This is a genomic window from Streptomyces sp. NPDC048650, from assembly GCF_043199095.1.
In the GTDB taxonomy this organism is placed as follows: domain Bacteria; phylum Actinomycetota; class Actinomycetes; order Streptomycetales; family Streptomycetaceae; genus Streptomyces.
Genome location: NZ_JBICVM010000014.1, coordinates 119,048 through 138,958 on the forward strand (window position 1 = coordinate 119,048; position 19,911 = coordinate 138,958).

Sequence of the window (19,911 nt, forward strand, 5' to 3'; positions counted from 1 at the left end):
GTGGGCGACGTCCTGCGGATGGATGGTGACCCCCCGGACCCGGTCGGTGTGTGTGTCACCGACATACTCGGGGACCGGTCCGGGGGTGTCATGAGCCCGGCTACTCAGGTGCCCGGGTGAGTATCCCGGGCCGGGCCCCGCTGGTGGCCCGCTCCGGAGCCGTCCTGGAGGCCGAAGGCGTCCAGGAGCCGTTCGGCCGCCAGCGTCGCCGTGATCCTGCCCTCGCGCACGTCGTCTTCGACGGTCGGCCCCAGGCGGCGGACCTCCGGATGCTCCTGGAGGCGGTCGATGAGGCGTTCGCGCACCATCGACCAGGTCCAGTCGACCTGTTGCGCGCGGCGTCGCTCGGCCAGGGCGCCGGTGGAGTCCAGCAGGGTGCGGTGCTGCTCGACCCGCTCCCACACCTCCTCCAGACCGCTGCCCTCGCGGGCGCTGCAGGTCAGCACGGGCGGGGTCCAGGCGGCGTCCGGAGGCTGCAACAGCCGCAGCGCACCGGCCAGTTCGCGGGCCGCCGAGCGGGCGTCCCGCTCGTGCGGACCGTCCGCCTTGTTGACGGAGACCAGGTCCGCCAGCTCCAGGACGCCCTTCTTGATGCCCTGGAGCTGATCGCCGGTGCGCGCCAGCGTCAGCAGCAGGAAGGTGTCGACCATGTTGGCCACGGCGGTCTCGGACTGCCCGACGCCGACCGTCTCCACCAGGACGACGTCGTAGCCCGCGGCCTCCATCACCACGATGGACTCGCGGGTCGCCCGCGCCACCCCGCCCAGCGTCCCGGACGTGGGGGAGGGGCGGACGAACGCCGCCGGGTCCGTCGCCAGCCGCTCCATCCGGGTCTTGTCACCCAGGATGGAGCCGCCGGTACGGCTGGAGGACGGGTCGACGGCGAGCACCGCCACCCGATGGCCCTTCCCGGTCAGCAGCATGCCGAGAGCGTCGATGAAGGTCGACTTGCCGACGCCCGGCACTCCGCTGATGCCCACCCGGCACGCCGCACCGGAGTGCGGCAGCAGCTCGATCAGCAGCCGCTGGGCCGCCGCCCGGTGGTCGGGCCGGGTGGACTCCACCAAGGTGACGGCGCGGGCGATCCAGGCCCGGGAGCCCGCCCGGACACCCTCGGCATAGCGTTCGACATCGATCGTCGCAGGCATGACCCCCCGATCACAGCTCGTGGCCGAGGACCGACGCCAGGTCCTTCACCAGGTCGTGGGCGGCATCCGGAATGACCGTGCCGGGCAGGAAGACCGCGGCCGCGCCCATGTCGCGCAGCGGCTGCACATCCTGCGGCGGGATCACCCCGCCCACCACGATCGTGATGTCCTCCCGGTCCTCGGCGGCCAGCGCCTCGCGCAGGGCGGGCACCAGCGTCAGATGCCCGGCCGCCAGAGAGGACACCCCGACGATGTGCACGTCCGCCTCCACCGCCTGGCGGGCCACCTCGGCCGGGGTCTGGAAGAGCGGGCCGACATCGACGTCGAAGCCCAGGTCGGCGAAGGCCGTGGCGATCACCTTCTGGCCGCGGTCGTGGCCGTCCTGGCCCATCTTGGCCACCAGGATGCGCGGCCGGCGCCCCTCGGCACGCTCGAATTCGGCCACCAGGGCCCGGGTGCGCTCGACACCGGAGGAGGGGCCTGCTTCGTCTCGGTACACACCGGAGATCGTACGGATCTGGCCGGAGTGGCGTCCGTACACCGACTCCAGGGCGTCCGAGATCTCGCCGACGGTCGCCATCGCGCGCGCGGCGTTCACGGCCAGCGCGAGCAGATTGCCCTCCAGCCCCTCGCCCGGCCCCGACGTCGCCGCCGCGGTCAGCGCCCGCAGCGCGTCCTGGCAGGCGTCCTCGTCGCGCTCCGCGCGCAGCCGCTTGAGCTTCTCGATCTGCTGGGCGCGCACCGAGGAATTGTCGACCTTGAGGACTTCGATCTCCTCGTCGGTCTCCACCCGGTACTTGTTGACGCCGATCAGCGCCTGCCGGCCCGAGTCGATCCGCGCCTGGGTACGGGCCGCGGCCTCCTCGACGCGCAGCTTGGGGATGCCCGCGTCGATCGCCTTGGCCATGCCGCCGGCCGCCTCGACCTCCTCGATGTGCTGCCAGGCCCGCTGCGCCAGATCGTGGGTGAGCCTCTCGACGTAGGCGCTGCCGCCCCACGGGTCGATGACCCGGCAGGTGCCCGACTCCTGCTGGAGGAAGAGCTGGGTGTTCCGGGCGATCCGGGCGGAGAAGTCGGTCGGCAGGGCGAGGGCTTCGTCGAGGGCGTTGGTGTGCAGCGACTGGGTGTGGCCCTGGGTGGCGGCCATCGCCTCCACACACGTCCGGGTGACGTTGTTGAAGACGTCCTGCGCGGTCAGCGACCAGCCCGACGTCTGCGAATGGGTGCGCAGCGAGAGGGACTTGGGGTTCTTCGGCTCGAACTGCCGGACCAGGCGCGCCCACAGCAGCCGGGCCGCCCGCAGCTTGGCGATCTCCATGAAGAAGTTCATGCCGATCGCCCAGAAGAACGACAGCCGGGGGGCGAAGGAGTCGACGTCCATGCCGGCCGCCATGCCCGCGCGCAGGTACTCCACCCCGTCGGCGAGGGTGTAGGCCAGCTCCAGGTCGGCCGTCGCGCCCGCCTCCTGTATGTGGTACCCGGAGATGGAGATGGAGTTGTAGCGCGGCATCTTCTGCGAGGTGTACGCGAAGATGTCGGAGATGATCCGCATCGAGGGCTGCGGCGGGTAGATGTAGGTGTTGCGGACCATGAACTCCTTGAGGATGTCGTTCTGGATGGTCCCGGCCAGCTTCTCGGGTGGTACGCCCTGTTCCCCGGCGGCCACGATGTAGAGGGCGAGAACGGGCAGCACCGCGCCGTTCATCGTCATCGACACCGTCATCCTGTCCAGCGGGATGCCCTCGAACAGCTGCCGCATGTCGTAGATCGAGTCGATGGCGACGCCCGCCATGCCGACGTCACCGGTGACCCGCGGGTGGTCGCTGTCGTAGCCGCGGTGGGTCGGCAGGTCGAAGGCGACGGACAGGCCCTTCTGGCCGGCCGCGAGGTTGCGGCGGTAGAAGGCGTTCGACTCCTCGGCGGTGGAGAAGCCGGCATACTGCCGAATCGTCCAGGGCTGGTTGACGTACATCGTCGGGTACGGGCCGCGCAGATACGGCGTGATCCCCGGGTACGTCCCCAGGAAGTCCAGCCCCTCCAGGTCGGCGTCGGTGTACAGCGGCTTGACGTCGATGCCTTCCGGGGTCTCCCACGTCAGGTCCGCCACGCCCTTGCCGGTGGCTTGCTGCACGGCCTCCGGCCACTGCCCGGAGCCGTCCGAGGCGCTCGCCCCGCCCAGCTCCACCGTGCTGAAGTCCGGGATGGCGCCCGCCTGTTGCGTCGGCTCTCCCATCACGCCACCTCCATGACATCCAGGGACGAGGACAGGACCTCGACCGCGTCGCAGCCCGCGAAGACGAAGGTGTCCACACCGGCCTTGGTCAGTTCTTCCCGGTGCTCACCGGGCTTGCCCGCCAGGTGCACCTGGCGCGCCCCCGCCGACTTCAGCGCGGCGGCCACGGCCGCCGCCTGCTCGCCGTACACCGCGTCGCTCGCGCACAGACAGGCGATCGTCGCGCCGCTGCCGGCGAACGCGTCGGCCACCGACCCGGCGTCCACGCTCTCCTGGACGGTCTCGATGCCGCCCGCCTGGAAGAGGTTGGCGGCGAAGGCCGCCCGCGCGGTGTGCGCCGCGACCGGACCCAGGGCGGCCAGGAACACCTTCGGGCGTGCCCCGGTGGCCGCCAGGCGGGCGTCGGAGCGGGACCGCAGCGTCTCGTACGCGTCGTCCCTGCGCACCCGCGGCAGCCCTCCCCCGGATTCCGTCCGGGAAGACCCCCGGCCCGCCGGCGCGGGGGCCGGTTCGCGGTGCACGGGGGGCTCGGCCAGATGGGGGAACTCGCTGACACCGGTGATCGGTTCGCGGCGGTGCGCCAGCTCCCGCGAGCGCCGCTGCCAGGTCTGCGCCAGCCGCTCGCCGATCATCCCGGAGCGCAGCGCCGCGGCCTGACCGCCCGCGGCCTCGATCTCCTGGAAGAACGCCCAGGCGGCCTCGGCGAGTTCGTCGGTCAGCCGCTCCACGTACCAGGAGCCGCCGGCGGGGTCGATCACCTTCGCCAGGTGCGACTCCTCCAGCAGGACGGACTGGGTGTTACGGGCGATCCGGCGGGCGAACGCGTCCGGCGCTCCGAGCGCCGCGTCGAACGGCAGGACCGTCACCGCGTCCGCGCCGCCCACCCCCGCGGACAGCCCGGCGACCGTGGTGCGCAGCATGTTCACCCAGGGGTCGCGGCGGGTCATCATCACCGTGGAGGTCACCGCGTGCTGGCGCTGCGCCGCGGCCCCGGGGGACGCCCCGCAGACCTCGGCGACCCGCGCCCACAGCCGACGTGCGGCCCGCAGTTTGGCGATGGTCAGGAACTGGTCGGCGGTGGCGGCGTAGCGGAACTCCAGCTGCCGGCAGGCGTCGTCGATGCCCAGCCCGGCGGCGGTGAGCCGGCGCAGGTAGGCGACTCCGGTGGCCAGCGAGGCGCCCAGCTCCTCGGCGGTGGAGCCGCCCGCCTCGTGGTACGGCAGTGCGTCCACGGCCAGCGCCCGCAGCCCGGGTGCCTCGGCGGCGCAGCGCTGCGCCAGACGGGCCACCGCGGTCAACCGGTCGTCCAGCGCGCCGTCGTCGCCGGTGCGCGCCAGCAGGCCGAGCGGGTCGCCGCCGAGGTTGCCGGCCGCCTCGGACAGCGGCACGCCGCGGGTCGCGTACAGCCGCAGCAGCTCCTCGGCGGCCGCGGCGAAGTCGGCGCCGGCCTCCAGGGCCACCGCGGCGAGGTCCAGATAGACGCCGTCGAGCGCCTGCGGCAGCTCCGCCACCGGGATGCCGCCGTCGCCGACGGCCAGCCACAGCGAGGTGACGCCGTTCTCCAGGTCGTTGAGCACGGACTCGTTGGCGTGTCGGGAGTCGGCGTGCGCATGGCGCTGGCGTACGTCCCAGCCGGCCACGGCCCCGCCTTCGGGGCGGCCGCCCCGTACGAACGGTGGGAAGCCGGGGTGGCCGACGGGGGCCGGCGCGTCCTCGGCGGTGTACAGCGGGCGGATGCGGATCCCGTCCTGGAGGTCGGTGGCGAGCGCGTCCTCGGCGGCGGCACCGGCGGCTTCGGTGATGCCTGATTTGCGCAGCACGCCTTCGACAAGTCGCTGCCACTGCTCGCGGTCGGCGTCCGGGAATGCAGCGGCCAGGGGGAGTTCGGGGGACTCGGCGGTCATGGCAGCAGGCTAGGCGAACGACCGTTAGCCCGAGCAGGGGCTCCCGCTGTGACCTTGCCCTCTTTGGCCTGGCGTTTGTCCGTATTCCGGCCGACATCGCGGAGACGTCACCCGGACGGCGCCCTGCCCGGACCGGCCGCGGCGCTGCCCGGAAGCGGTCTTCCGGTTCGGTACGGTGGGCGCGGCACCCTCCCCCGAGCTCTCACGGAGCGGGCCCCCGGAGGAGCACGATGCCCAGGTTTCCGACCACCCGCACCGCCGTCCGGGCCGCCGTGCTCCTGACCGCCGCTCTGCCCCTGTGGGTGCCGCCCCCCTCAGCCGCTCCCGGCCACGGCGCGCCCTGCACGGGCCGCCGGATCACCTCCTGGTCCGTCGATCCCGGGCCCGCCGCCGCCTTCGCCCGCTACGGGAACGACAACACCCGCCTCGACGACTGGACCGGCGGCGACGGCACCCACTCGGTGCGCCTCCCCGACGGCCGGACGCTCTGGCTCTTCTCCGACACCTTTCTGGACCGGGTGCTGCCGCCGCCCGACCCCCGAGGCCGGCCGTACCGCCGGCGCACCGCGGACCACGGCGGCACTCCCCTTCTGCGGCACAACTCGGCCGTCGTGACGGCGCGTTCGGGCCGCCCGGAGCGCACGCTGACCGGCGGCACCCCGGCCGCCCCGGGCCCCCTCTTTCCGGATCCGCCGGGCGGCGGCCGGCGCTGGCCGGTCGCCGCGAGGGTGGAGCCCAGGGTGCCCGGCGCGCACGAGAAGGTCGTCCGCGTGCTGCTGTGGCACCGCCGGCCCGGGTCCGGTCGGTGGATCTTCGGCGTACCGCACAGCACCGAGGTCGCCACGCTCTCGCTGCCGGACCTGCGCCTGAGGGGCATCGCCCGGACCGTGGACCAGCACTCGGTGCCGGACCCGGGGCGGCGGGTCCTCTACGGCGCCGCGGCGGTGCGCGACGGCACCTGGACCTATGTCTTCGGGGGCGACGACCCGGCGTCGTCCCGGGCCTCCGCCGCCTACCTCGCCCGGGTGCCGGCCGGGCGACTCGGGGATCGCTACGGCTGGCGCTTCTGGGACGGCGCGCACTGGCAGCGGCGGGCCGGGCGCGCCGTGCCGGTGCTGCGGGCGGGTGGTCGGCGCGGCGTCGGCAGCGCCTTCTCCGTGGTGCGCGCCGGCGAGGGCGCCGCCCGCTCGGGCGAAGCCGGGGGCGGGGGGACCTGGGTGCTGATCACCATGGACGCCGGGCGCGGCGGCGCGGCCGGACTGCGGACGATCACCAGCTACTGGTCCTGCTCGCCCCACGGCCCCTGGCGCGGCCCGAACGGCCGGCTCACCCCACCCCGGCCCGGCGCCGCCGAGCCGCAGTACGTGGCCGCGTACAACCCCCAGGCGCATCCCGAGTCCACCGCGGCCGGACGGCTGCTGCTCAGCTACGACGTCAACTGGCTCGGCCCGCCCGGCGTCCCACCCGACGCGCAGGTCAACGGGGACGTCCGCCTCTACCGGCCGCGCTTTCTGCGGGTGCGGCTCGGGCCGTGACGCGGTGGCGGCTCAACTCTCCCGGCGCGCACGCCAGTTGCGTGCGGCCTCGTCGACGTCGAACGGCTCGATGCCGAGCGGCGGACCCTCCAGCGGCGTCCTTGATCCACCACAGTTCGTCGTACGGCCGGTCGAGGTGGGGCAGCGGTTTGCCCACGCCGGTCAGGCCGGCGAACGCGCCGCGTTCCGTCGCCTCCCGGATCTGCTTGTCGGTCCAGCTCTCGAAATCGATACCGGGCGGTTTGCGTTCGGTCATCGCGTGAGTCTCCCGAGTGAGGGGTGGGGTCCTCCTGGCACGCGCGTGCCCGCTTTCACCGTAACGCGCCCGGCCCGCGGTGCGCGGCTCAGTCGGTGGGCTCCGGCGATGCGGTGTTCGGGCTCGGCTGGACCACCGGGAAGGCGTTGTTGCCGCCGCAGACCATGGGCCCGACGCGGACGCCGTCGCCGACCACCGTGACGGTGACCTCGCCCGGCGGCTTGTCTCCCGGGACCCGGGCGTTGGCCGCCGTGCACACCAGCTGGTTGAGCGACGCGGAGTCCAGCAGCTTCGCGTTCATCGGCAGATTCAGGGCGACGGTGCCCCGGCCGGTGGTGGCCAGGAGCCGGCCCGGGAACTTCGGCAGCACGCTGGAGAGCCCGCGCTGGCGCTCGGCGTGGTTCGGGCCCGCCATCAGCATGTCGATCGCGTCCTGCGGACCGACCGGTGCCTTGGCCGGCCGGGTCGCGGAGCGCAGCCCGTTCGGGCCGTAGAAGAAGAGCTGGACGTCGGCGGCGGGCTGGCCGGGCGACTTCAGGCCGGTGGCCGGCTCGCCCGCATCGATCACGTCGGTGGGTGCGATACCGCAGCCGGCCAGCACGGCGGCCAGCAGGCCGCCCGCCGCGATCCGCCGGGCCCGCGCACCGAGCACGGCATGGGGGACGTTCATGCGTCGTTCTCTTTCCCGGTACCGGGACGGCCGTCGTCCCGGCCGTCGTCCGCGGTGTGCTGCGGGCCCCGGCGCAGCGGCAGGTCCACCGTGAACACCGCGCCGCCCTCGGGGGAGTTGGCGGCGCGCAGGGTGCCGCCGTGCAGCCGTACGTTCTCCAGGGCGATGGCCAGCCCCAGACCGCTGCCCTCCGAACGGGCGCGCGCCGAGTCGGCCTTGTAGAAGCGGTCGAAGACGTGCGGCAGCACCTCGGGGTCTATGCCCGGGCCGCTGTCGGAGATCTCGATGTGCAGTCGGTCGGCGTCCGGCTCCGGGGCGTGCAGCACCACCCGGACCGGTTCGCCGCCGTGGTGCAGGGCGTTGCCGACCAGGTTGGCGACCACCACGTCCAGCCGCCGCGGGTCGAGCCGGGCCCGTACGTCCGTCGGCAGCTCCGCGCTCACCCGCTGCTGCCAGGCCCTGGCCTGGAGCGTCTTGCGGATGGTCTCGGCGACGTCCACCTCGTCCGGATGCAGCGCCGCGGCCCCGGCGTCGAACCGCGAGACCTCCATCAGGTCCTCCACCATCCGCGCCAGCTTGCCGGTCTCCTGGCTGATCAGCCGGACCGCGGAGGCGGTGTCGGGGTCGAGCGACTCGGCGTCCTCGTCGAGTACGTCGGTGACCGCGGACATCGCCGCCAGCGGCGTCCGCAGCTCGTGCGAGACATCGGCGGCGAACCGCCGTGAGTTGGCCTCCAGCCGCCGCAGCTCCGCGACGTTCTCCTCCAGCTCGGCGGCCATGTCGTTGAACGTCCGGGAAAGATCGGCCAGTTCGTCGGTCCCCTTCACCTCCAGCCGAGTGTCCAGTTTCCCCTCGGCGAGCCGCCCGGCCGCCTGCCGCAGCCGCCGTACGGGCCGGAGCACGCCGCGCGCGGCGAGCAGCGCCGGGATCACGGCGAGTGCGAGCACCGGAAGTGCGCCGCCGCGGGCCGCGCTCACCAGCGCCTCGACGTTGGCCTCCTCGGCGCTCAGCGGCAGCTGGGCGTAGACCGTCAGCGCGGACGCCTTCCCCTCGGACTGCCGTACCGGCATGCCGATCAGCAGCCAGGGATCGCCGGCCCGGTCGATGCGCTGGAAGACCGGCACATGGCGCTTCTCCACCGAGTCGCGGAGCCCGGTCGGCACCACCACACTGCGCTGCAGCCCGCTGTCCTCACTGTCCGGGACGCCGCTGTAGTGCACCGAGATGTCCCAGTCCCGGGAGGTGCCCGAGCGCTCCAGCTGGACCCGGAAGAAGTCCAGGTCCGACTGGGACGGCGGCACCGGGAGCTCCGGCGCCAGCGAATTGATCTGCGCCCGCAGGTCGTTGACCGCGATGTCCTGGGAGCGCTGGAGGATGGCGTTGCGGGCCTCGCGGTAGGTCAGGCTCGCGGTGGTCAGCGCGCTCACGGCGGCCACCAGTACGAAGGCGACGACGAGCCGGGCGCGCAGCCCGCGCAGCCGGGTGGGTACGAGACGGGTGGGCAGCAGTCGGCCCGGGCGGCTCACAGTGGTCCGAAGCGGTAACCGAAGCCGCGCACGGTCTGGACGTAACGGGGGCTGCGTGGGGTGTCCTCTATCTTCGTCCGCAGCCGCATCACACACGCGTCGACCAGCCGGGCATCGCCGTGGTAGCTGTGCTCCCAGACGTGTTCCAGCAGCTGCTGGCGGCTGAAGACCTGCCCCGGAGTGGCCGACAGGAACAGCAGCAGCTTCATCTCGGAGGGGGCCAGCGCCAGGTCCTCGCCGCCCTTGCCGACGACCAGACCGGCCCGGTCGATGGCGAGCTCCCCGTACGTCTCGACGGGCGCGGGCCCCGGCTCCGCACCGGGGGTGTCGCCGTTGGCGGGCAGCGCGGTACGACGCAGCACCGCACGGATCCGTGCCTCCAGCACCTCGCCCCGGGCGGGCTTGACGATGTAGTCGTCCGCACCGGCCTCCAGACCGAGCACCACGTCCAGGTCGTCGCCGCGAGCGGTGAGCATGATGATCGGCAGCTGTCGCTCGGCGCGGATCAGCCGGCAGACCTCGAAGCCGTCCTTGCCGGGCAGCATCAGGTCCAGCAGGACGATGTCCGGCCGGAAGCCCGGGAGCGCCTCGAGCCCCTCTTCGCCGCTGGCCGCGGCTGCCACCTCGTGGCCGCGCCGCCGTAGTGCGAGGGTCACTCCGTCCCGTACGGCGGCGTCGTCCTCGATCAGAAGTACACGTGGCATGGGGACAGTATCGACAAGTTTCATGATGGATCGGTAACAGGAGCAGCCTGCCCGGGATCCCGTGCATCTCTCGTGGTGCGAGGCGGCGCGCGTGACGGCGCCACCGCCGGCGGTACGTACACGAGCATCGGGTGAGGGACGGGATTCACATGGCACGGCGCTTCGGTTTCGGGGGCGGGATCATCGGGGTGGTCGCGGCGGCGGCGGTGTCCCTGTCCATCGCGGGGGTGCTCGCGTTCGCCCAGCCCGGTGCGGCCGTGAAGGCCAGCGCCGACACCGTCGACGGGGCGGGCGGGCACGCCGGGCAGCGGTCCCGGACCGCGGTGAAGTCGTCGATCGTGCACGCCTCGGCCCGCCCCGGCCGCAGCCTGAACATCACCATCGACGACGGCCCGGACCCGGTCTGGACGCCGAAGGTGCTCGAGGTCCTCAAGAAGCACGGCGTCAAGGCGACGTTCTGCATGATCGGCCCGCAGGCTGCGGCCCATCCCGACCTGGTCAAGCAGGTGGTGGCCGCCGGGCACAAGCTCTGCAACCACACCGTCAGCCACAACACCGCCATGGACCACCGGCCGCAGAGCTACCAGTCGCAGCAGATCCTCGACGCCCAGAAGATGATCGAGAAGGCGGCGGGCGGCGTCGCGGTGGAGTACTACCGCGCCCCCGGTGGCGCGTTCACCCCGTACAGCCGGCAGCTCGCCGCCTCCCACGGCATGCGTCCGCTGGGCTGGAACATCGACAGCAAGGACTTCGAGAGCGCGAGCGTCGCGGCGATCGAGTCGACGGTGCGCGGCGAGCTCTCCAACGGGCCGACGGTGCTCTTCCACGACGGCGGCGGCGACCGTGCCAGGACCGTGGCGTCGCTGGACCTGCTGCTGCCGTGGCTGGCGCAGCAGGGTTACGGGTTCGGGTTCCCGCAGAGGTAGGGGCCGGGCGGTGTCCGGGGCGGGCGGTCCGCGGCCCGGACGCCGCCCGGCCGCCGGCCGCCGGACTCAGACCGCCGGACTCAGACCGCGCCGAAGAGCTCCGCGAGGCCGCGTTCGACGGCGAACTGCGTCTGTTCGCGGCCCGCCGGCACTGCTTCGTAGGAGCGCGCCAGGAAGAGCCGGACGTCCGCGGTCCGCAGCTGCACCATGGCGATGCCCTCCGCCGCGTGGAACTCCATCACCGTCCGGTCCGGGCCCGACGGCCGCACCCGTACGTCGCCCTGCCCGGCGGGTCCGCGCAGCCCGTCGTGCAGCAGCTCGCGGGCGAACGCCCAGTCCACCGCGGCGCCGTCCAGCGAGATCTCCGGCGGGAAGGACATCCGTACGGCGAGCGGGTCGCCGGGTTGGTAGTGCAGCACCGCGGGCACCGCGTGCGGGCCGGGAGCGGTGGCGATCAGGCGGACCTGGACGGCTTGATCGATGACGCCGGGCATCGAGCGGCTCCCTCACGGCTGGTGGTCGTGGACACAGGTCCCGGACGCGGTGTTCTCGGTTCGTCCACTAGGACGCCGGGCCGGCCGTCGCCGTGCAGGTGACGGGGGACTGATCGATGTGATCTGCGTCATAGTGCGGCCGCCCGGGGCGGGTGACGCCCCACCGGGCGGACGGGCCCGCGCACCGTCGACGCCCGCTACGCCGCCGTGCGGAACAGCGCCGCCGCCGCGCCCCGCGACTCCACCCCCAGCTTGGACAGGATGTTCGCGACATGGAACTTCACCGTGGACTGGCTGATGTGCAGTTCCTCCGCGATGGCCCGGTTGCGGTGCCCGAGCGCGAGCCGGGCCAGCACCTGCACCTCCCGTTCGCCCAGGGCCGTGAGTGGATCGGGCGCCGGATCCTGTGCCGCCGACAGCGGGATCGTCGCCGACACCGTGGAGCCCCAGCCGGGCACCGCATCCACGTCCAGCCGTCCGCCCAGGATGTCGAGCCGCTCCCGCAGCAGCCCGGCGGACAGGGCCCGCAGGGTGAGGGTGCCGGGCCCGTCGTCGCGTACCGTCGCGCGCAGTTCGCCGTCGGAGATCTGCCAGCCGACGTGCACGCGGCCGACGCCCTCCTGCTCCAGCGCCTTCAGCAGCACCGCCCGGACGGTGGCCCGCGCCGTATGGGCCACGTCGGCGGCCAGCGTCCGGGAGCAGTCCGGTGCGGCCAGTTCGAGCCGGACGGGGCTGTGGCGCACCAGCGGCCGCAGCGAGTCGGCGAGGCGGGCGAACGCCTGCGCGGCCGGCTCCTCGGCGATCTCCTGGTCCCGTTCCGCGTCCGCCCGCAGCTCCACCAGGGCCGAGACGGCCAGGTTCGTGGCGGTGGCGCGGGCCGCCGCGTCGTCCAGCTGTCGGCTGCGCAGCACGCCGAGCAGCCCGGTGAGCGCCGTCGAGTACGCCTCGCCGAGCTCGGCGATCACCCGGGCCCGGGTTCCGGCGGCGGTCCGCGAGCGGGCCAGGGCGCCGGGCACGGCCTCGGTGGCCAGCCGGTCGAAGTGGCTGGTCACCACGTCCCACAGCGCCTGGACCAGGGCGGCGGCCGCCGCGTCGACGGGGGCGGCGCTCTCCCGTACGAGCAGCAGGACGGCGCCGCGCGCTGTCGCGTGGCTCGTGACGGCGAGGACCGGCCGCTCGGCGCCGGCCAGGGTGCGGGTGCCCTGCCAGGGGTGTCCCGGCGTGCCCGAGGCGAGCAGCGGCACCAGATCGGCGGTGGCCAGCCGGCCGGTGATCTCCGGATCGCCGTGCGTCTTGAACGGTGAGTGCGCGCAGTGGGTGGACAGTTCGGCCGCCGCCCGGTGCGGGACCAGGTCGGCCAGCACCGAGGAGAGCCGGGGCAGGATCTCGCCCAGCGGCCGGCGGATCACCTCGTAGGCGGCGGTGAGGGCGGGCACGGATCCGGTCAACTCCATAGCGGCAGCGTAGCCAGGGGCGTCCGGGCGCGGCCCGGCCTTTCGGCCGGGTGGGACTGGTCCGATGACCGGCCGGGCCGCGCGTTCCCGTGGACCAGGCTGAAGTCTCGACCCACCGACTTCCACCCACCGAACGGGGAAACCGGCATGCGAGCGATCTTCTACAACGAATTCGGCGGCGCCGAGGTGCTCACCTACGGGACTCTCGACAAGCCCCAACCCGCGGCGGGCGAAGTGCGCGTGAAGGTGGTGGCGGTCGGCGTCAACCCCTTTGACCACAAGCGGCGTTACGGCTGGGTGGAGCATTTCTACCCGACGACGTTCCCCGCCGTGCCCGGCCTGGAGTTCGCCGGGATCGTGGACGCGGTCGGCGACGGTGTCACAGCGGTGGCCGTCGGCGACGAGGTCTTCGGCTGGGCCGCGACGGGTGCGTACGCCGAGTACGCCCTCGCGGGAGACATCGCCCGCAAGCCCGCCGAGCTCTCCTTCGCTGCCGCGGCGGCACTTCCCGTCGCCGGTGAGACCGCCCGGCGCGTCCTGGACGCGCTCGGCCTCAAGGACGGCGAGACCCTGCTCCTGCACGGCGCGGCCGGCGCGGTGGGCCAGGTCGCCGTCCAGCTCGCCCTCGCCCTGGGCGCCACCGTCATCGGCACCGCGTCCCCGGCCAACCACGCGTTCCTGCGCGCGCTGGGGGCCGTCCCGGTGGCCTACGGGGAGGGACTCGCCGACCGGGTCCGGGCGGCCGCCCCGCAGGGTGTCGACGCGGTCTTCGATACGTCCGGCCACGACGTGCTCCCGGTGTCGATCGCCCTGCGCGGCGGCACCACCGACCGCATCGTGACCATCGCGGACGTGAACGCCGCCGAACACGGCGTGCCCTTCTCCGCCGGCGGTACGCCGCCGGAGAGGGTCCGCGAGGTCCTGGCCGAGCAGGCCCGCCTGGCCGTCGAGGGGCGGCTGACCGTGCCCGTCGTCCGGACCTTCCCGCTCGCCGACGCCGCCCGCGCACAGGAGCTGAGCGAGGCGGGCCATGTGCGCGGCAAGCTCGTCATCGAGATCTGAGCGAGCGCGCCGGTTCCGGGGGCTGCGGGGGCTCGGGGTACACCAGGAACTCGTCCAGGATCCCCGGGGCCGCCGCGGCGGAGAGGGCCGGAGCGGCAGCGGCGGGGAGGTCGGGCAGGCGGTAGCCGTCCTCGCCGGCGGCGACCGCCGCGGTCAGCGTGACCAGCCCGGACCGCCGGGTGAAGGGCGAGGTCGTGAGCGTCCAGGCGGCGATCGCCGCGCGCTCCAGGACCAGGGTGTCGCGGCTGAACGTGCCCGAGCGGACGACCAGCCGGCTGCCGCGTATCCCGTGGCCGAGGCTGCGGTACGCGTCCCGGGCCAGCCACTCCACCGCCGCGGTGGCGACCAGCGCGTAGCCCCAGGCGCAGGGCAGCAACACCGGCGTGACAACGGCCCCCGCGGCGGCCAGGACGGCCGTGCCGGGAAGCACCGCGAAGAGCAGCCCGCGCACCCGTCGCCGGCGCAGTGCCGCACGGGGGTGCGGGGTCAGGTCCGGTGCGGGGAAGGGGGCGCGCAGGACACCGCCGGCCACCCGTACCGCCTCCCGGCGCGGTGCCGGCGGTAGCAGGTCGCTGCGGCTGCGGTTCTCCTCGCGGTTCCCCAGACCGCCCGCCACCGCGCGCACCAGCGCGCCGCCGCCGGCCCGCAGCAGCAGTGGTTCCCGCAGCAGCACGCCCCGCAGCCGGGCCCGTTCGATGGTGACGGCGCGGGTGGTGAGCAGTCCGCGGCGCACCTGCAGGGTGTGCGCGTCGGTCCACTCCAGGCGGTAGTTCCACCAGTTCTCGGCGTAGAGCACGATGGCGCCGGCCGAACCGAGGGCCAGCACGGCGAGGAGCGCGAGCGGGACGGTCAGCCACAGCACACTGCTGCCGAACTCCCGAAACGCCCGCTGGACGAAGCCGATCCGCCAGGCGTCGACGCCGATGCCGTCCAGCACCCGGTAGACGGTGCCGGCCGCCACGAACACCCCGCCGACGACCCAGAAGGTGAGCGGCGCGCGGCGCAGCCAGCGCCAGTCGAGACGGGCGAGCACCGGGTCGTCGGTGAGCGTACCGACGTCCGAGCGGGCGGCCAGCCGGGCGCGCAGCCCCTCCGCCTCGGCGACCTTGAGCGCCTCCAGCGACAGCTCGCTCCCGCCGTCCCCGGACCCCGCGGTTCCGGCCCGCAGCACGGTGACGCCCAGCAGCCGGTGCAGCGGGGTCGCCGTCAGGTCGACGGTGCGGATGCGGTGCAGCGGCACACTGCGCAGCCGCCGGGTCAGCAGCCCGCTGCGCACCTCGAAGCTGTCGTCGGTGACCCGGAACTCCGTACGCGCCCAGCGGATCAGGCCGATCGCGGTGACGACGGCGAAGCCGGCGGCGATGACGGCGAGCGTGATCCATGCGCCGGGGGTGATCCGGCCCTCGGTGGCCAGGGCGGTCAGGGTCAGCGAGCCGAGCGGGGCGCCCATCCAGCCGCAGTGCACCAGCAGCGTGCGGGGATCGAGGCGGCGCCAGGGGGCGGTGGCGGGGCCGTTCATGCGGCATCACCCGGTACGTCCTGCGCGGCCTCGCCGATCAGCCGGGACAACTCCTCGGCAGCCGCGTCCGCCAGCCCCGCGATCTTGATGTCGCCCGCGGTGGACGCGGTGGTGACGGTCACCGTGGCCAGCCCGTACCACCGCTGTACGGGCCCACGGGCGGTGTCCACGGTCTGCACCCGCGACAGCGGCGCGATCCGCCGCTTCTGCCAGAACCAGCCGCCCGCCGCGTAGACCGCGCGCTCGCCCAACTCCCAGGCGTGCACCGCATACCGCCACCGCGGCATGACGGCGAGGTAGCCGGCTGCCGGCAGGACGAGCGTGACCAGCAGCAGCGGGCCGAGCCAGGGCAGTGCTCCGGGGAAGAACAGCACGGCGAGCACCACCAGGGCGAGCGCGGTGACCAGCATCGGTCCGCTGACGGTGAGCAGTGCCTGCACGGTCCACCAGCGGCGGGCCCGCGGATCGACCCGATGGCGGGGTGGGCGAAGGAGGGGCGCGACGTGTTCGGGCATGCGGGTCACCGTTTCCAAGTCAATCGTATTGAGTAGCGGTACGTTATAACGGTACAAGCGACTTGTGAAAGCGGGCCGTCGAGGGACGCCCCTGGCGACGCGCGATGAGGAAGGAAGGCCCGCCGTGCCGAAGAAGGTGGACCACGAGGCCAGACGCCGGGAGATCTCCGAGGCGCTCTGGCGGATCGCGAGCACCCATGGCCTGGACGGCGCGAGCCTGCGGGATGTCGCCGCCGAGGCCGGCATCTCCCTCGGCCGGCTGCAGCACTACTTCCGCACCAAGGACGAGATGCTCGCCTTCGCCCTCCGGCACATCAACCGCCTGGCCGACCAGCGGATCCGCGCACGCATCACGGCGCTCACCGAGGAGCCGACGCCGCGTGAGGTGTTGCGCGCCTGCCTGTCCGGGATGCTGCCGCTGGACGCGGAGAGCCGGGTCGGGACGCTGGTCGCCGCCGCGTACTTCAACCGCGCCGTACACGACGAGGCTCTGCGGGCCGAGGCCAAGGAAGGCATCCCCAAGCTCCGCGCCTTCTTCGCCGATCAGCTGCGCCGGGCCGCCGAGCGCGGCGAACTGCCGCCCGACCGGGCCACCGAGGAAGAGGCGATGCTGCTGATCAGCATGGCCGACGGGCTCTCCACGTACATCCTCCTGGACGTGCACGGCCCGGAGCAGGCTCTGCGGCTGCTGGACCGGCAACTGACCGGGCTCTTCGGCGCCGAGGAGCCGGACGCCGCCCGCTGACCGCCCCTGCGGTGGCCGGTGGCCGGTGGCCGGTGGCCGGTGGCCGGCCGCTCCGGCTGCGGTGTCCACGTGCCCGGCCGCTGCCGGGGCGTCGGCCCCGGAGTCGGGAGGCCGTCACCCGGGAACTCCCCCTACGCCTCGCGCAGCAGGTCGGCGAGATCGGCGTCGACATCCAGATGCCGCGCCTCGCCGCCCCTCTCGACGAGTGCGTACGAGCGGGTCAGGAAGAGCCGCAGATCCTGGGCCTCGAACTGCACCAGCGCCATCCCGCCGGCGGTGTGGAACTCCACCACGACGCCGTCGGAGCCGCACGGCCAGACGTGCACATCGCCCGTCCCGACCGAGTGCCGCAACCCCTCCTCCAGCAGGTCGCGGCCGAACGTCCACGCCACCTCGGCACCGTCCAGCGACGCGGCGGGCGGGAAGACCAGGCGCACCGCGAACGGATCGGCGCGGTCGTAGCGAAGGGTTGCCGGAATCTCCCGCGACCGCGGTGCGTTCGCGATGAGTCGGGCCTGAACGGCTTGTTCGATGACGGTGGGCATCGCCGGCTCCCTTGCGTTCGAGGTAGGTCCTTGTCCCTACAACGAGTAGGACGCGCAGGTCATCTCGACCGTGCATTGAATCCCTGCGTGACCTGCATCACCACTCTTTGAATGCGAGGGTATGCCCTCTTTACGCATGCGAAATGCAAGCATTGCCGCGAAGGTCCGGACCGGTGGCTGCGCCCCGCCGCGGCGGGGCGCAGCCCGTCCGGGGGAATTTCGCGGCCCGGGCCCCGGGCCGCGAGGGGTGTGCGGGCGACTCGGGGCGGTCTGGACGGGGTTGCCGGGCTGGGCTAGCTTCCAGCCCGACGACAGCCGGAAGGCCCCGAAGGGCCATGCGGACCGGATGAGGTCTGGCCCGTGGGGCCACACGAGCGGGGTGGGGTGGGGCGCATGCGGCGCAGCGGGCGTTCGAGAGGGACGAGGCAGGGGAGGCGGGGGCGAAGGATGTCCCGGGGGCCCGCCGTGCGGGTGGCCGTCGCACTGCTGGCCGGTACCGCGCTGCTCGGCGCGTCCGGCCCGGGGGCCGCGGCGCAGTCGCGGCACCGCACACCGGCGCCCCGCTGGCACTGGGACCTCAAGGACACCCGCCACACCATCCCCAACTCCCCGTCCACCCCCAACTCCCCGTCCGCCGCCCGCTTCCGGGGCCTGGCGGCCGTCAGCCGGACGACCGCCTGGGTCGCGGGCACCGGGGGCACCGTGCTGCGTACCCGCGACGGCGGCGCGCACTGGCGTGACGTCTCACCTCCCGGTGCCGGCGCGCTGGAGTTCCGCGACATCGAGGTCCTCGACGCACGCCGCGCCGTCGTCCTCGCCATCGGCGAGGGCGAGGCGTCCCGCGTGCTGCGCACCGACGACGCGGGAGCCACCTGGACCGAGAGCTTCCACAACACCGACCCTGACGCCTTCTACGACTGCCTCACCTTCTTCGACCGCCGCCACGGTCTCGCCCTCGGCGACCCCGTCGACGGCAGGTACCGCCTCCTGTCCACCGCCGACGGCGGCCGCAGCTGGCGCGTCCTGCCGTCGGACGGCATGCCGCCGGCCCAGCAGGGCGAGGCCGCGTTCGCCGCGAGCGGTCAGTGCCTGGTGTCCTCCGGTGGCCACGACGCCTGGATCGCCACCGGCGGCGCGGCGCGCGCCCGCGTCCTGCACACCGCCGACCGAGGCCGCACCTGGACGGCCGCCGTCGCCCCCCTCCCGGCCGGCGACCCGGCCCGGGGCGTCTTCGCTCTCGCCTTCCGCGACCGCAGGCACGGCCTCGCGGTCGGCGGCGACTACCGCCCCGGGCAGCCCTCGCCCCGGGCCGCCGCGACCAGTGCCGACGCCGGTGCCGGCTGGGCCCCGGCCGACACACCCCCCGCGGCCTACCGCTCGGGCGTCGCCTGGCTCCCGCACACCCGGTACGCCGCCCTGGCCGTCGGCCCGACCGGCAGCGATCTGACGACGGACGGCGGCCGCACCTGGCGCCCCGTCGGCACGGGCTCGTACGACACCGTCGACTGCGCCCCCGACCTGGGCTGCTGGGCGGCGGGCGAACAGGGCCGGGTGGCACGGTGGGAGCCGTGAAGCGGACTCTCCGACGGTCCCGGGGGGCGGATGGCCGCCCGCAGCGCCGAAGAGCCCGCCCGCACACGCCCGTTCTGAGATCCTGAGCCCCGACCGTCACGCGCCATGCGTGCCCCGCGCGGTGCGCCGGGACCGCCCGCGCGTGCCACCGCAGGGACCAAGGGGAGGCGGCAATGCCGTTCATCGGCGAAGTGTGGCGGGTGGAGCGGGGGACCGAAGTGGTCGGGGAGATCACGGTCATGGAGGCCGACTTCCCCTGGCTGAACGGTCGGTTCGTGCCGGGCCCCGGCTACCCGGAACTACGGCCGCACTTCGCCCGTGAACTGGAGCTCGTCGACACGATCGACGACGACGTGGCGGCCTGGGAGGACGCCTACAGCCGCGCCTCCGAGGGGGTACGGCTGGTGGCGCCGACCGGGCCGGTGGCCGAGTTCCTGCTGCACATCGAGGACGATGCGGCGTGGTTCCGTTGGAGCAACGAGCCGTTCCCCCGGGATGCGGCCGACGGGGCCGCCTGACCGGTCCGGCCGTCAGTCCATCAGGCTGCCGAGCCGCCCCTCCAGTACCACCAGCAACTCACCGAGCGCCGTCGAGAGTTCCTCCTGCCGTGCCTCTCCGATGCCCTCCAGCAGCGCCGCCTCGTACCGCAGCTGTTCGGGCAGCAGCCGGTCGATGGTCTCGCGGCCCTCGTCGGTGAGGGAGAGATGGGCGACCCGGCGGTCCCGGCCGTCGGGTCGCCGCGAGATCAGCCCGCGTACCTCCAGCTGCCGTACGCGTTTGGTGACCGCCGCCCCGGAGGCGAACGTCTCGCGGGCGACCCGCCCCGGAGTCAGTTCGCGGTCCATTCTGCGGAGTGTGCCGAGGATGTCGAACTCGGGACGGGTGAGCCCGGCCCGGCGCAGTGGTGCGTCGGCCGCCTGCTGCAACAGCGCGGAGCACCGGTTGAGCCGCCCGATCACCGCCATCGGGCCGGTGTCCAGCCCCGGGTGCACCTGCTGCCACTGGCGCAGCACCCCCGCGACGATGTCCTCGCCCACCCGCACTCTCCTCTCGGCCCCTTTGCCGTACCACTCGCACCGCGGCCGCGAAGACGACCCCGGCCA

General features: G+C 73.8%; 18 protein-coding genes and 1 pseudogene. 6 read left to right on the forward strand and 13 right to left on the reverse strand.

Annotated features, from left to right (window positions below; all coding sequences use genetic code 11):
* Positions 1-104: 104 nt before the first annotated feature.
* Genes meaB through ACGFML_RS30985 form a run of 3 tightly spaced genes read right to left on the reverse strand, consistent with a single transcriptional unit; the run spans position 105 to position 5,285 of the window.
* Positions 105-1,148 carry a methylmalonyl Co-A mutase-associated GTPase MeaB gene (meaB, locus tag ACGFML_RS30975; RefSeq protein WP_393548935.1) on the reverse strand — a complete coding sequence of 348 codons (1,044 nt, stop codon included), beginning with the start codon at positions 1,146-1,148 and terminating at the stop codon, positions 105-107.
* Between the two features lie 10 nt (positions 1,149-1,158).
* On the reverse strand, positions 1,159-3,381 hold the full coding sequence (gene scpA, locus ACGFML_RS30980; RefSeq protein ID WP_393548936.1) for a methylmalonyl-CoA mutase: 2,223 nt from the start codon (positions 3,379-3,381) through the stop codon (positions 1,159-1,161).
* The gene (locus ACGFML_RS30985; protein ID WP_393548937.1) at positions 3,381-5,285 is read right to left on the reverse strand and encodes a methylmalonyl-CoA mutase family protein; all 1,905 of its coding nucleotides are present in this window, start codon (positions 5,283-5,285) and stop codon (positions 3,381-3,383) included. The genes scpA and ACGFML_RS30985 overlap by 1 nt, the downstream gene beginning before the upstream one ends.
* 230 nt (positions 5,286-5,515) lie before the next feature.
* Here ACGFML_RS30985 and ACGFML_RS30990 point away from each other — a divergent pair, with 230 nt between their 5' ends.
* Positions 5,516-6,820 (forward strand): DUF4185 domain-containing protein, encoded by a 1,305-nt coding sequence (locus ACGFML_RS30990; RefSeq protein WP_393548938.1) that lies wholly within the window; start codon positions 5,516-5,518, stop codon positions 6,818-6,820.
* A gap of 12 nt (positions 6,821-6,832) precedes the next feature.
* Here the strand turns inward: ACGFML_RS30990 and ACGFML_RS30995 are convergent.
* From ACGFML_RS30995 to ACGFML_RS31010, 4 genes and pseudogenes are all read right to left on the reverse strand, one after another.
* Positions 6,833-7,076: pseudogene (locus ACGFML_RS30995) on the reverse strand (DnaJ family domain-containing protein).
* An 88-nt stretch (positions 7,077-7,164) separates the two neighbouring features.
* A complete protein-coding gene (locus tag ACGFML_RS31000) occupies positions 7,165-7,746 on the reverse strand; it encodes a hypothetical protein (protein ID WP_393548939.1) in 582 nt (193 codons plus the stop codon).
* A complete protein-coding gene (locus ACGFML_RS31005) occupies positions 7,743-9,272 on the reverse strand; it encodes an ATP-binding protein (RefSeq protein ID WP_393548940.1) in 1,530 nt (509 codons plus the stop codon). Before ACGFML_RS31005 ends, ACGFML_RS31000 begins: the two co-directional genes overlap by 4 nt.
* Positions 9,269-9,976: a response regulator gene (locus ACGFML_RS31010; protein WP_393548941.1), complete on the reverse strand. Its 708-nt coding sequence runs from the start codon at positions 9,974-9,976 to the stop codon at positions 9,269-9,271. The genes ACGFML_RS31005 and ACGFML_RS31010 overlap by 4 nt, the downstream gene beginning before the upstream one ends.
* Before the next feature lie 149 nt (positions 9,977-10,125).
* Here ACGFML_RS31010 and ACGFML_RS31015 point away from each other — a divergent pair, with 149 nt between their 5' ends.
* Positions 10,126-10,902 (forward strand): polysaccharide deacetylase family protein, encoded by a 777-nt coding sequence (locus ACGFML_RS31015; RefSeq protein WP_393548942.1) that lies wholly within the window; start codon positions 10,126-10,128, stop codon positions 10,900-10,902.
* Positions 10,903-10,982: 80 nt separating this feature from the next.
* Here ACGFML_RS31015 and ACGFML_RS31020 read toward each other — a convergent pair whose 3' ends face one another.
* Together ACGFML_RS31020 and ACGFML_RS31025 are read right to left on the reverse strand one after the other, a co-directional pair.
* A complete protein-coding gene (locus ACGFML_RS31020) occupies positions 10,983-11,396 on the reverse strand; it encodes an SsgA family sporulation/cell division regulator (RefSeq protein WP_393548943.1) in 414 nt (137 codons plus the stop codon).
* Positions 11,397-11,593: 197 nt separating this feature from the next.
* Positions 11,594-12,850 (reverse strand): LuxR C-terminal-related transcriptional regulator, encoded by a 1,257-nt coding sequence (locus tag ACGFML_RS31025; RefSeq protein ID WP_393548944.1) that lies wholly within the window; start codon positions 12,848-12,850, stop codon positions 11,594-11,596.
* 147 nt (positions 12,851-12,997) lie between these two features.
* On the opposite strand from ACGFML_RS31025, the gene ACGFML_RS31030 reads away from it, so the two are divergent.
* A complete protein-coding gene (locus ACGFML_RS31030; protein WP_393548945.1) occupies positions 12,998-13,912 on the forward strand; it encodes an NADP-dependent oxidoreductase in 915 nt (304 codons plus the stop codon).
* Here the strand turns inward: ACGFML_RS31030 and ACGFML_RS31035 are convergent.
* Positions 13,899-15,431 carry a PH domain-containing protein gene (locus tag ACGFML_RS31035; RefSeq protein ID WP_393548946.1) on the reverse strand — a complete coding sequence of 511 codons (1,533 nt, stop codon included), beginning with the start codon at positions 15,429-15,431 and terminating at the stop codon, positions 13,899-13,901. The genes ACGFML_RS31030 and ACGFML_RS31035 overlap by 14 nt on opposite strands.
* The gene (locus ACGFML_RS31040) at positions 15,428-15,946 is read right to left on the reverse strand and encodes a PH domain-containing protein (protein ID WP_393548947.1); all 519 of its coding nucleotides are present in this window, start codon (positions 15,944-15,946) and stop codon (positions 15,428-15,430) included. The genes ACGFML_RS31035 and ACGFML_RS31040 overlap by 4 nt, the downstream gene beginning before the upstream one ends.
* A gap of 124 nt (positions 15,947-16,070) precedes the next feature.
* Between ACGFML_RS31040 and ACGFML_RS31045 the strand changes: the two genes are divergently transcribed.
* Positions 16,071-16,691 carry a TetR/AcrR family transcriptional regulator gene (locus ACGFML_RS31045; protein ID WP_393548948.1) on the forward strand — a complete coding sequence of 207 codons (621 nt, stop codon included), beginning with the start codon at positions 16,071-16,073 and terminating at the stop codon, positions 16,689-16,691.
* A gap of 131 nt (positions 16,692-16,822) precedes the next feature.
* Here ACGFML_RS31045 and ACGFML_RS31050 read toward each other — a convergent pair whose 3' ends face one another.
* Complete coding sequence (locus ACGFML_RS31050) at positions 16,823-17,236, reverse strand: SsgA family sporulation/cell division regulator (protein WP_393548949.1); 414 nt, start codon at positions 17,234-17,236, stop codon at positions 16,823-16,825.
* Between the two features lie 447 nt (positions 17,237-17,683).
* On the opposite strand from ACGFML_RS31050, the gene ACGFML_RS31055 reads away from it, so the two are divergent.
* Both ACGFML_RS31055 and ACGFML_RS31060 read left to right on the forward strand, forming a co-directional pair.
* Positions 17,684-18,808 carry a WD40/YVTN/BNR-like repeat-containing protein gene (locus ACGFML_RS31055; protein ID WP_393548950.1) on the forward strand — a complete coding sequence of 375 codons (1,125 nt, stop codon included), beginning with the start codon at positions 17,684-17,686 and terminating at the stop codon, positions 18,806-18,808.
* A gap of 173 nt (positions 18,809-18,981) precedes the next feature.
* Complete coding sequence (locus ACGFML_RS31060) at positions 18,982-19,326, forward strand: hypothetical protein (RefSeq protein ID WP_393548951.1); 345 nt, start codon at positions 18,982-18,984, stop codon at positions 19,324-19,326.
* 12 nt (positions 19,327-19,338) lie between these two features.
* Here ACGFML_RS31060 and ACGFML_RS31065 read toward each other — a convergent pair whose 3' ends face one another.
* On the reverse strand, positions 19,339-19,845 hold the full coding sequence (locus tag ACGFML_RS31065) for a MarR family winged helix-turn-helix transcriptional regulator (protein WP_393548952.1): 507 nt from the start codon (positions 19,843-19,845) through the stop codon (positions 19,339-19,341).
* Between the last annotated feature and the right edge of the window lie 66 nt (positions 19,846-19,911).